The following is an 11,887-nucleotide window of genomic DNA, read 5'->3' as shown; positions in this document are numbered from 1 at the left end:
GGCGCCCTACAACCTCGTCATGGTCGTTGCCAGGGTGGACAGGTCTGCCGGCCGGCCGAACAAGGGGATGTCATGGACGACGATGCATGGATCAAGACGCTGCAGCGGGACGAAGCGCGGCGACGCGCCGAGATCGACCGCCTGCTGCGCGGCGGCGGTGGCTCATTCTGGCCCCAACTCAGCGGAGCGGCCACGCTGCAGTCGGGCTGGACGGCCCTGGTGCAAAGGGCCGCAGACCTGCCGGCCATGCTGCGCGGCACGCTGGTGGATGTCGCCGCCCTGGTGGCCTTGCAGTACCGCCGGCTGCGCCAGCGGCTTCGCAGCCCGCTGTGGCGCCGGGTGGGTCTGGGTCTGGTGAGCGCAACAGCCGCGCTGCTGCTGGCCGTGGCCAGCCAGGTGTGGTGGGGCTACGACCAGCACCCGGCCACCTACTGGGCTGCCCGTCTGGAGGCCCGCAAGGGCTCGGCGCTGTACAGCGCTGACGGGCAGTTCCAGGGCTCGCTGTATCCGGCCATGGCCACCACGGACGGCCTGAACTTTGCCGACTACGGCTACGTGGCCATGGCCAAGGCGCCGCCACCGCCCTGGGTGGCCATGGTGCTGGCGCTGGAGCACAAGACGCTGTTCAACCCCTGGCGCAATGTGTGCGGCCTCGACCCGCTGGGCATTGCCGCGCGGGTGCTGACCGGCAGCGGCGGCGGCTCGGGCCTGGCGGAGCAGAATGCCCGCAACCTGGCCGAACCCGAAGAGCAACGTCCAGAGAGTCGCGTGATGCGCGTGGTGCAGAAGTTCAGGCTGTGGGGCGCCGCCTGCTCGCTGTACCGCTCGCAGGGGGGCGCTGAAGGCATGGTGCGGCTGTACGCCGCCTATGCGCCGATGGCCATGGTGGGCGGCACGCTGCGCGGTCTGGACGCGGCGTCCCGCGTGATCTTCGACCGGGCGCCGGACGAGCTGTCGCTGGCCCAGGTGGCGCTGCTGGCCACGCTGCCGCAGCGGCCGCTGGCGCTCAGCCGTGCCGCCCTGTTCGCCAAGGGCTGTCAGCCCTACCGGGAGACCGCCAAGTCGTCACTGCCCCCGGGTGCTGCGCAGGCGGCCCACAACCAGTGCCACAACCTGGCCCGCGCCCGCGTGGCGGTGCTGCGCACCACGGCGCCGGGTGCCGAGCGCGACGAGGCGCTGCAGACGCTCGACGGCTGGGAGCACAGCGGCATCGAGCCCGTCAACCCGCTGGCGCCCGTGCCCTTGCACCGCCTGATGACCCTGACCAGCCGCACCCAGGCCACGCTGGGCACGGTGCTACTGCAGCACGTGGCTGCCGATGCCGAGCGGGCGCAGTTGCAGCCCGGCGAGCCGTTGACGCTGACCATGGCCCAGCCTGAGCAGACCGGGTTCGCGCGTGAGGCCCGCAGCGCGCTGGCCGCCATCGACCAGTCGATGCCGGGCCTGCAAACGCTGTGCGTGCCACTGGGTCCGGGATCGCCGCTGCGCCAGTGCCCGGGCACGCCCGACGAGGCCGCGCGCGCCGACGTGGTGCTGGCCCGCATTGCGGTGGGCGACGGCTCGGTACGCCGGCTCTACGAGAGCAGCCGTCTGGCCTATGGCGCGCGCAACGCGATCGGCAGCATCGGCAAGATGGTGATCGCGCTGGCCGCCGCGCGTGCCGGCCTGAGCCCGGAGACCTTGGTGTGTCCTCGCCAGGTGCGTGATGGCGACCGGCTCCTGCGGCGCATCACCCGCCCCGAGACGGGCTTCACCGAGTGCCGCCCGGCGCAGCTGATCACCCTGTCCGAGATGATGGCCCGCAGCGACAACCTGGCGGCCTATGAGCTGGCCCGCCACCTGGGGCCTCAGGCCCTGCGCGATGCGGCGCAGGCGCTGGGCCTGGTGGTGGACGATGCCGCGCAGGCCAACCTGGCCTACGGGCTGGCTTTCGGCACGCTGGCCGCCACCCCCGCGCAGTTGCTGGCGCTGGGACAGGCGCTGTTCGGCGTGGCGTTTGGCGTGCCGGTGCAGGCGCAGGGTCCACGCTTGCTGGCCAGCGTGGGTCAACAGGCCCCCAGCGTGTACCGCCAGGTCTCCCGGCACCTGCCCAGCATCGGCCAGCGTGACACGCTGCGCCGCCTGCTGCAGGCGCCGGTGCAACACCCGTCAGGCACGCTGCACCACCTGGCGGACACGCTGGCGGCCGGCAAGACCGGCACCACTTCGGCGCGGTACGCTCCGGCCGCTGATCAGCGCCCCTACCAGCAGGCCAAGTACACGCTGGCCTATGTGCCCGGCGATCGCAGTGTGGTGCTGTCCATCATCGGCGCACCGGCGGGCCACGCGCTGGGTCTGCATACGCTGAAGGGAGAGACCCTGGCGCCCGCGGTGCGCGTGCTGCTGCAACCCGCCAAGACGCTGGGCAGCCCCGCGCGCTAAGGCAGCGGCGCGCAGCCCGGCTGCGTGCCTTGCCCAAGACAAAGGCCCCGAGGCGAAGTGCCTTGGGGCCTTTGTTGTGCGGTGGCTCTGCCTGCGCCGACAACGACTCGCAGGGGTCAGCTGCCGTGAGAGGGATCGCGGTTGAACCAGTGTTCCAACGTCAGCACCACGCGGTCGTCGTCTTCCACCGAGCAGTCCAGCAGCACACCGTGGTCCAGCGACGGCGCCGCCAGCAGCACGGTGTTGCCGTCCCAGCGCAGCAGGGCTGCAGCGCGTTCAGGCAAGGCGTCAATCGGCAGATCAAAGACACCTCGGACCTCGGCGTCCTGAGGCAGCAGGATCCACCGATGACTCAGCTGGCTCTGCGGCAGTGACGCCAACACGCTGTTCAGGGCCGACGCCAGCGCTTCCCAACGCGGCAGGGTCTGCGCGAGCAGATGGCCCTCCGACTGGGCCCGCTGGTAACGGGCCGTGATCTGCTGCTGCAGCAACTGGCCTTCGGCTTGCTCGAAACGGCGCGGCGTGTAGGGCGCCAGCAGGCGGGTGAGTTGCGCCAGTGCTCGGCGCGACTGCGCAGTCCAGGCAATGCGCGCACCGGCGGAAAGGGTGGTTGTCTCAGCGGGCATGATTCACCTTGGCCTTGTCGTTGCTGACGCGGGTCCGGCCCAGCGGGTCGGTCCGCACGGGCTGCTTGGCGGGGCCGGCCTCCCAGTGTCGGCCATGGCCAGGCACGCGGTCGGTGGTCTGGTGGGTGACCACCATCGGCTTGCGGCCACCACCCGGCCGGGGCAGTTCGTAGTGCAACTGGCGTCCGGCCGGCGTGTAGATCTGCTTGACCGGCTGTTGGCTGGTGGGAATACGAGCCTGCCGCATGGCCTCGCGGCGCGCCTGCCGCGAGGTCTGGGTCTGCGAGGTGACCGGTGCACGCGCCTTCGTCGACGCGGCCGCTTGGCTGCCTGCAGATCGGGCGCCTCGGCTGGGGGCTGCCGTTGCCGGCAAGGGCCAAGTGGCAGCCAACGTCAGGGTCGCAAGCAGCGCCATCAACAGCGGGCGCAGGCGCTGTGGGGCCGGTGGGGGTGCAGGACGATTCATCAGCATCTCCAGGAAGTGGCAGGAGCGATCAATGCTGCCGGCGTTGGCGCTGCCGGGACCGACAAAGTCCGGCACCCAGTTCACCGCGCAGTTGCCGGACTTTGTCGATCCTGGCGCCGCGGTGGGTGGCGAAATGGAGCCTGGTTCATACCCTCGGAGTCAGCCATGGGCTTCCTGTTCAGATGGATCTTCCGCGGCCTGGTGGTCTGGGCCGCCATGGCCGCGGTGCACAGCTGCGGCGACCAGCATGTGTATGCCGACGATGTGCCGTTCCAACCCCTGCGGCGTGCCGGGAGCTCGCGATGAGCGCCGCGCCCGCTGTTCGAACGGGGCTGCTCACTGCCAACCGGCTTGGACGACAGTTCCTGATGGGCGGACTGCTGGCCCTGGGTGCGGCGTCGCTGCCCGCCGCTGAGTCCGGCCGCTTTGCCACCGCGTCGCTGGAGGCTGCTGTACGTGAACTGGAGCGTCAGCTCCAGCCGCAGCAGGCCTGCCAGCAAGGGTTGGATGCCGTGGCCCAACATCGCGCCGAGCCGGACGAGGCCCTGGAGCAACTGTGCCGCACCGCGCTGGCTGGTCTGCGTGGCCAAGAGGCCTCGGCACTGTCAGCGCGCTATCGGCGACTGGTGCGCGGCGACTTCTCTGCGCAACTGTGGGCCGCAGCCGCCTTGCAGGGTGACCCCAGGGCCTGGCTAGGCTTGGCGTCACAGTTCGAGGCCGAGGCCGGTGCCGCTGATCACGAACGCAGCACGGCAGAGGCCGATCTTCTGGCGGCCGCCCAGGCTGCCACGCAGCGCGCAGTGGCGCGCGGTGTGCCGGGCGCCAATGACCTGCTGGAGCGGCTCCAGGCGCAGGAATTTCCGTTGCAGGGCGCGCGGCTGGAGCCGCTGTGGCGGGCCATTTACTTCCGACAGTACGAGCGCATCACTGATTCGATCGACACACGCCGGCACGTGGCCGGATTCACGCTGGGTGTGATCGACATCTGCGAACGTTGGGAAGTGGGTGTGCGCTCGGTGAACTTCGACGCCGCGTTGGAGACGTATCTGGCGCCCGTGCGCAGCCAGGTGCCGGAACGCATGATGCAGGCCGTGCCCCGCCTGGGCCGCACAGTGGCTGCTGCTGCATCGCAGGCCCGTCAGGGTGCCGGGGATCGCAGCGCAGCGGGCTGGATCGAACAAGGCCTGCGTGCCGTGCAAGCGGCGCGCAAAGAGGTGCGTCAGGCCGTGGCCATCGGGTCGAGTGATGGCCGCAATGCCGGTCAGCAACTTTTCAACTCGGTGAGCAGTTGCCGCTCACCCAGGGGACTGCGCATGCTCGACGCGCTGGCCCGCTACTTCCGTCACATGCAGGGGCGCTCGCCGCTGCCTCCACGGCATGCAGCCTCTGGCACCAACACACCCTCCTTCGCCCATCGAAAGGACTGAGCCATGTCCGGTCAACATACTGTCGCAGCCACCATGCTTGGCTGCAGAGTCGTCAGGGCCACCCAGTCAGCACTGGTGCTGGCCCTGACCTTGTGCTGTGTCACCGGCGGGGCCACCCCCACCGAGAGGGCCGTCGTGGCCCATCTGCAGGCGGGTCGACTGCCGGCCGCGGCGGCCGGCGTGGCAGCACTGCCTGCCAACACCCTTGACGCCGAAGCGCGCAGACAGCGACTCCAGTCCTTGGTGATTCAGCAACGAGAGCATGCACAGGCCCTGCTGGCCTTGGCTCAGACCGATCTGCGCCAAGGCCGAACGATCACCGCCGTGGAACGCTTCGAGTCGGCGGCCTCGCTGGATGAAGACCTGTTGCGTCACCCTCAAACCACCGCACTGCAAGCCACTCGCCGCCGTTTGTGGGAGACCCGCAACGCCGTGCTGCATTGCCTGCGCCTGCGAGACGCCGCGTGCATGGACCAGTCCATGAGAAAAGCCCAGCAGACAGCTGCTTCGGACCCGGTCGTGGCTGTGATGGCCTTGCAGGCCGCAGGCTGGTGGACCCCTGACCAACCGGGCAGCGCACAGGCCGTGGACGGCACCACCGGAGCACGCTGATGGACCGCCCACCGACTGATGGCCTCAGCCCCCAGGCAGCCCCGCACCCCAGCTTGTCGGGTGCGCTGCTGCGCTTCGCACTCGGGTTCAGTGCACTGCTGGTCGCAGCCGTGGCCATGGCCTGGCTGAACACCCTGGCAGGTTCTGGCTGATGTTCGTTTGCCGCACCCACTCGGTCGGGCCAGCGGCCGCCTGCGCCGAAGTGGACAGCAGAGCCCCACATCAGCGCTGGGTAGGCGTGCCCTAGAACGACGCGTCCCACGAATGGTGTGCATCGACCGGGCGTCTGAGCGGTGCGGCACGACTGCCATGGCAACATCCGCTCACCCTCTGACCGCGTTCACCTCTGGCCGCATGCCCCGCTTCGCCCCCCTGCCCTCGCCCTGCGGCCCCGACGAGCTGGTGGACCTGGTACGCCAACAGCGGGCACAGCACCTGGCCCGCCAGCCCATGGACCCGCTGCCGACCGAGCTGCTGCACCAGCCTGTGGAGGACCTGCGCTGGCCGCTGTGGCTGGACCTGTGCCGCGTCACCATGGCCGGGGCCCACACCCAACGGGGCGAGGGCGACGAACTGCGCTGGCACCTGGTCAGCGATGCCACCGTGGACCACGGCTGGCACCCGACCTGGGGCAGCGAACACGAGTTCTCACCCCATGCGCCGCTGAGCGCTCGTCGTGCAGCGCAACTGGCTGCTGCGGCACTGTGGCCTGGCGACGCGATGGACGCCCGCGGTCGCGGCTGGACCCCGCACAACCAGCAAGAAGACCTGCTGCACCAGGCCCTGCGCCATGGCCACGTCGACCCACCCCACCTGCGCTTCATGCAGCCCATGGTGAGCGACTGGCTGGGTGCGGCTGGCTACGGCACGCTGACCGAGCTGCTGCTGTGGGTGCACCCCACCACCCCGCTCGACTGGCCCGAGGACAGCGGTCGCCTGCTGCGCGCCCCAGGCGCCGCGCTGCTGCCGGTGGACGACACCTGGGCCCTGGGCCTGGCCCGGGTGCGGGCCCTGCTGGATGCCGTGCTGCAGCCTGATGCGCCGGCTGTCTCCTGGAGCGTTCACCCCTCCACCGGGCTCACCCAGGCCAGCGGCTGGCCGCTGCCCGCCGTCACCGGAACCTCCGCCAGCGCCACGCTGGCCGTGGGCGCGCTTTGGCTGCTGCGCGACCACCTTCGCACCGACTCGGCCGCCCTGCGGACACTGAAGGGCGCGCTGTGCCAGTGGCGGCCGGGCGACCTGAACGGTGGACTGCTGAAGGTGCTGATCTCGGCCGAACTGGGCGAAACGGTCTTGCTCGATGCCAACAGCTCCGGCGCGCCCGAGGTGCAACTGCCCGAGTTGGGCCCGGTGGGCGGTGCCACCGACAAGCTGGCCGCCGCGCTGGACCTGCACCCCCACCGCCAGCCCCAGGCCCGCTGGTTTGCCAAGGGGCAAGCAGGCGCCGGCATCACCCAGGCCATGTGCCTGCCCGACCTGGCCACCTTGGTGGACCGGGTGGCGCAAGCCGCCAGCCCCCTCAATGACGACCAGCGTGAACTGCACGCCCTGCTGCTGGACCCGCACCTGAACGAGGGCCAGCTCGATGCGGACCTGCTGGAGAGCGTGGCCCACGCCCCCTCACCCAACCTCACCACCTACCTGCTGGGCTGCTACGCCCGCAACGCGCTGTGCCGCTACCAGCAGTTGGGCGAGAGCCAGCCCTTGCTGAAGCACTATGTGCGCCTGCAGTTGACCGACCTGGCTGCCAAGCCCACCCGCCAGGGCGGCACAGATGAAACCGACGACTCGCCCAGGAACGAGCGCGAGCGCGCCCGCAACGACCTGCGCGAACTGCTGGACGACCCCAGCCTCAAGCCCCGCCCCGCCGCGTGGTGCATCGAGGCCGAGCCCTATGCGGGCAAGACGACGCTGCTCACCGAATGGGCTGCCCGCACCGCGCGCGAGGCCCTGATCCGCCACCACCAAGGCAGCGCACCCGGCGCGCCGCAAGGCGCTGCCGTCTGGGGCGAAGTGCCGGTGCTGCTGCCGGTGGTGGAACTGAGCCAGCTGCTTCCGCCCGATCAGGACTTTGGCGCCGCCATAATCAAGCACATCGAGGCCCAGACCCCCGGCCTGGGCTTCGCCCAGTGGCTGCAGGCCCCCGCCACCCCCACGCTCCAGCCCCGCCTGCTGTTCGATGCTTTGGATGAACTGCAAGCCGCCAGCCCAGCCCAGCGGCAGGACTTCGAGAAACACCTGGTGGCATGGCTGGCCCAGCCCGCGCAGCGGCAGCGCCTGTTGCCCCCGGTGTTCACCGTGCGCCGGCAGGAGAAGGCCACCGCCCTGAGCAACGCGCGCGGCGATTGGGCGGCCCGCCCCGTGGCCCTGCTGGATTTCCGGGCCAGTGAGATGCGGCGTTACCTGTTCCAGCGCTTCCGCCCCGAGGACGCCGCCCTGCACCGGCACGACGGCCCGCCCCCGCCCCCGCCGGCCGACAGCCCCGAGGCACGGCTGCTCGAGGCGCTGGGCCTGGCCCCCAAAGGCGGCGCGCCCGCAGACGACGCCACGCTGAACCAGCAGCCGCTGAACCCCATGGCCGACTTCTGCCGCACGCCCGGCATCCTGGCCGCGCAATGCACCCTGGCCCAGGCCTGGCCCCGGGCCGACCTGCCCAAGCGCCGGCCGCAGCTGCTGCTGGCCCTGGTGTGGCACGTGCTGGGCCGCACCTGGCGCCGCGGCGCCCTGGCCGAAGCAGGCCTGCTCTCCGACGATCTGCTCGCCTGCCTGAGGGACGGCGAGGACCAGCTGACCGATTGGACGCTGCCGCCCGAGCCCGGCGCCCTGCTCGCCCTGCTGGGCCACGCCGCCGACGCCCTGCAAGACGCCGAGAGCGGCCGTACCACCGAGATGGCCTGGTCGCTGCTGAAAGCCGAAATGCTCAAGCGCGCGCCCGGCACGGCCGAGGCCTGGCTGGAAGGCACCTGGCTGCCCGCCCTGAAAGCCACCGGCCTGGCCACCCTGCACCTGGGCCCCGACAAGCGCCGGACCCTGCGCTTCGTGCACCCGCAGTTCCAGGAACTGTTCGCCGCGCTGGGCCTGCGGCGCGACGCCCTGCCGGACTTGACGCCGCCCGACCTGGACCCGAAGCCCGGCCAGCCGCTGCGGGACCGCCTGGCTCAGGACAAGAACTACCGCCTGCAGCTGCCCCAGGTGACGCCGCACCACGAGCGCGTGCGCATGGCCGTGGCCGTGGTGCCGAAGGCCGAGCAGCAGAAGTGGCTGCGGCACCTGGTGCTGATGCCCAAGGCCAACCTGGCCCTGGCCGCCCAGTGCGCGATCGACGTCCGCGACGTGCTGGAGCCCGATGGCCCCTGGCGCCAGCCGCACCCGGTGCTGCAGCACATTCGCCGCCTGCTGCTGCTGGCCAGTGTGGACGCGGGCGAGGCGGTGGCGCACAAGCTGCGCGCCGCCGCGGTGCTGGGCGATCACGTGGGCCAGGCCGCGCTAGCCCAGGACATGTCGGGGGATCCGGAGGACGTGCCCGGCTTCGCCGATGCCGAACTCAACGCCCACTGGCAAGCCGTGTGGGCCGCCAAGTGCCAGGGCGAAGGTGTGGACCTCCGCATCCGGCTGCAGATGGGCTTTCTGCTCGGCCACCTGCAGGACACGCTGCGCTACACCTGGGTGGAAGCGGAGCTGCCCGATGGCAAAGTGCGAAGCGGCCTGGTGCCCCGGCTGCACCAGTGGGCGATGCTGGGCGAGTACGGCGGGCCCAAGCTGTCGTTCCGCATCGGCAGCGATGGCGAGGGCGATGTGAATGAACAGCCCAGCTGGACCAAGGAACTGTGCCCTTTTCAGATGGCCCGCCACCCGGTGACGGTGGGCGAGTGGGAGAGCTTTGCCCAGGACCAGCCCGGCCCGGCTTCGAAGCGCCCACACTACAAGTTGAAAGACGATCGCTACACCAATGCCTTGCAGCCTGCAGTGGGAGGGAGGTGGAACCAGTGCATGGCCTACGCCGACTGGGCCGAGCCGCTGCACCGGGCGCTAGAGCGCCGCGCAGCGACAAGGCCGAAGGACCCGAGCGGCTGGACCCCGCAGCGGCTGCAGCAGACTGAAGGATGGCAGACGCGGGTGCCCACCGAAGTGCTCTGGGAGGCTGGCGTGCGAGGCCCAGCCTGCCCGGGCCAGACGCCGCCGCGCTGGGCGCATGAGCCGACGGCCGGTGAATCCGGGCCGCTGGAACTTAGCCACGGCGTCAAGTTAGACAGGCCCAGCCCAGTGGGTTGTTGCAGCGCCTCGCACACCCCCCATGGTGTCGCCGATGTCGCGGGTCAGCTATCGAATTGGTGCGCCAATGCTTTGCCGTTTGAACTGCTCCATCAGGGCTACCGCACCGAACAGGCCCAGGCAGCGATTGATCAGACGGGCAAAGGCGAGCGAGCGGAGGAATGGCTTGCCGTGCGTGGCGGCGGGTTCCACAACCCAGCAGCGCGCCGCCGTCCTTCGTACCGCAGCCACTTCCATCCCCCCGGCAACATGAGCGACGTCCTTGGTGTGCGCTTGGTGCGTGGGAGGCCGCGCCAATCAGCAGAACCCCGAACCCCTGAACCGGGACTGCGTGACGCGGCTGCCTGAGCAAGTTCATGCTCGCATGCAGGCTTTGTGCGCGAAGCGCGCTCGAAAGAAGACGTTCTGGGCGCCCTGCGCCGGAGCGCCGTGCCACGCTTTGTCACCCGCCTCGCGGCGCCCCACGCTGAAATCCACCTCTTCAGCATTCCCTCCATGCAGCGTGCCGCCCGAGCCGGCCCGTCCGCGGCCACCGTTGATGCCCTCCTTCCCCCACACGCCCATCGCCGGCCTGCGCCTGCCCTGGGCCAGCCTGCAGGCTGCCCTGCAAGCCGCCTTGCAAACCTCAGCGCCCGACACCGCACCGCCAGCCGCCACGCCCGCCACGTTGCTGGCCCATGCCGGCCTGGCGCTGCCCGCCGCCGCGGAGGCCCAGGCCGCCCACGCCTCACCCACCTGGCTGCACGCCGGCCCGCTGCAGCTCGGCCCGCCGCGCCCCCTGCCCCCGCAGCGCCATGCGGACCCCAACGCCCAACCTGCCAGCGCCGTGCTGCTGCTGGCCGTGGCGCCCGCTGAAACCCCACCACCCACCGCACCCACGCAAGCCCCGAACCCCGCAGCCTGCACCGCCTGGCTGCAAGCCCACGCCCCCGGCTGGCGCCAGGCCTGCGCCGGCCCGAACCCGCTGCTGGTGCTGCTGTGGCTGCGGCTGGACGGCCTGGGCCTGCTGCTGGCCCACCGCGCGGGCGAGGCCGGCTGTTGGCCGCTGCCGGCGCTGGAGCTGACGGGCGCGCGCACCCAGCGCCTTCTGCTGGGCCCGGCGGCCACGGCGCCGGCACGGCCCCCCGCACCGGTGAGCGCCGAGCCGGAGGTCGAACCCAGCCCCCGCTATGCGCCGCAGCGCGCCGCCCTGGGTCCCGCCCAGCAGCACCTGCACCTGGCCCGCGTGCTGCTGGTGGGCGCCGGCCGTATCGGCTCGGTGCTGGCCCATGGCCTGCTGCGCATGGGCGTGCAGCACCTGGGCGTGGTCGAGCCCGACGTGATGGAGCCCCACAACGAAGACGGCGACCTGGCCCCGCTGCCCACTGGCAGCCCCAAGCTGCAGGCCCTGGCCCGCTTCGTGCGCGGCGTGGCCCGCCCCGGCGCCACGCTGGCCCTGCACCCCTGGCCGGTGGCCCGCAAGGCGGTGGGCCCGCTGGTGGCCCTGGCCAACCTGTTGGTGGTGTGCACCGACAACGACGCCGCCCGCCTGTGGGCCGACGCCTGGGCCCTGGCCACCCAGCGCGACCGGCTGGTGATCGCCACCGGCATCCAGCCCGACGGTGCGCAGGCCGAGTTGCGTCTGCTGCCCGCCGGCACCGGATGCCTGGCCTGCGTGGGCGGCTACGCCCAGGCCCATGACCTGCTGCAGCAACTGGCCCAGCCGCTGCCGCCGGCCACACCGGCCGATGTGCGCCAGCAGCGCATGGGCTCGCTCAGGTCCTGGTCGGCACTTGCAGCGCACGCCGGCCTGCGCCTGATCGAGCAGCACCTGGCCCAGCCCTCGCCCCAAGCCCTGTTCCGCCACCTGGCCGAAACCGAAGACGGCAGCCTGCAGGTGCGCGACGCCTGGCACGCCCCGGACCTGGGGCATGGCGGCGCGGCCTTCCCAGGCCGCCACCCGCGCCCGCCCTGCCCGTTCTGCCACAGCCTGCTGGGCGCGGGCACGGAAGGCGTCAGCGCGCCGCGCTTGCGGGCGCTGACCCAGCAATGGCTGGCGCAACGGGAAGCGGGCGCCGCCTGAC

8 protein-coding genes are annotated in these 11,887 nt (G+C 71.4%); 6 read left to right on the top strand and 2 right to left on the bottom strand.

Annotated features, from left to right (window positions below):
• Positions 1–72: 72 nt before the first annotated feature.
• On the top strand, positions 73–2,421 hold the full coding sequence (locus KAK07_RS02825; protein WP_210858964.1) for a transglycosylase domain-containing protein: 2,349 nt from the start codon (positions 73–75) through the stop codon (positions 2,419–2,421).
• Positions 2,422–2,537: 116 nt separating this feature from the next.
• Here the strand turns inward: KAK07_RS02825 and KAK07_RS02820 are convergent, their stop codons facing one another.
• The gene (locus tag KAK07_RS02820) at positions 2,538–3,047 is read right to left on the bottom strand and encodes a hypothetical protein (RefSeq protein WP_210858956.1); all 510 of its coding nucleotides are present in this window, start codon (positions 3,045–3,047) and stop codon (positions 2,538–2,540) included.
• A complete protein-coding gene (locus KAK07_RS02815; protein WP_210858954.1) occupies positions 3,037–3,597 on the bottom strand; it encodes a hypothetical protein in 561 nt (186 codons plus the stop codon). The genes KAK07_RS02820 and KAK07_RS02815 overlap by 11 nt, the downstream gene beginning before the upstream one ends.
• An 81-nt stretch (positions 3,598–3,678) precedes the next feature.
• Here KAK07_RS02815 and KAK07_RS02810 point away from each other — a divergent pair, with 81 nt between their 5' ends.
• The 5 genes from KAK07_RS02810 to KAK07_RS02790 all read left to right on the top strand — a co-directional run bounded on the left by KAK07_RS02810 (position 3,679) and on the right by KAK07_RS02790 (position 11,886).
• The gene (locus KAK07_RS02810) at positions 3,679–3,819 is read left to right on the top strand and encodes a hypothetical protein (protein ID WP_210858952.1); all 141 of its coding nucleotides are present in this window, start codon (positions 3,679–3,681) and stop codon (positions 3,817–3,819) included.
• Positions 3,816–4,940 carry a hypothetical protein gene (locus KAK07_RS02805; RefSeq protein WP_210858949.1) on the top strand — a complete coding sequence of 375 codons (1,125 nt, stop codon included), beginning with the start codon at positions 3,816–3,818 and terminating at the stop codon, positions 4,938–4,940. Before KAK07_RS02810 ends, KAK07_RS02805 begins: the two co-directional genes overlap by 4 nt.
• Positions 4,941–5,015: 75 nt before the next feature.
• On the top strand, positions 5,016–5,552 hold the full coding sequence (locus KAK07_RS02800; protein ID WP_210858947.1) for a hypothetical protein: 537 nt from the start codon (positions 5,016–5,018) through the stop codon (positions 5,550–5,552).
• A 354-nt stretch (positions 5,553–5,906) separates the two neighbouring features.
• Positions 5,907–10,172, top strand: a complete 4,266-nt coding sequence (locus KAK07_RS02795; protein WP_210858945.1) for an SUMF1/EgtB/PvdO family nonheme iron enzyme — start codon at positions 5,907–5,909, stop codon at positions 10,170–10,172.
• A 190-nt stretch (positions 10,173–10,362) separates the two neighbouring features.
• Positions 10,363–11,886, top strand: a complete 1,524-nt coding sequence (locus tag KAK07_RS02790; RefSeq protein ID WP_210858938.1) for a ThiF family adenylyltransferase — start codon at positions 10,363–10,365, stop codon at positions 11,884–11,886.
• Position 11,887: the final 1 nt, after the last annotated feature.

Origin of the sequence: Ideonella alba, from assembly GCF_018069875.1 — a bacterium.
GTDB lineage: Bacteria > Pseudomonadota > Gammaproteobacteria > Burkholderiales > Burkholderiaceae_C > Ideonella > Ideonella alba.
The sequence above is the reverse complement of the archived record's forward strand: the minus strand, read 5'-3'. Positions and strand labels throughout refer to the sequence as shown.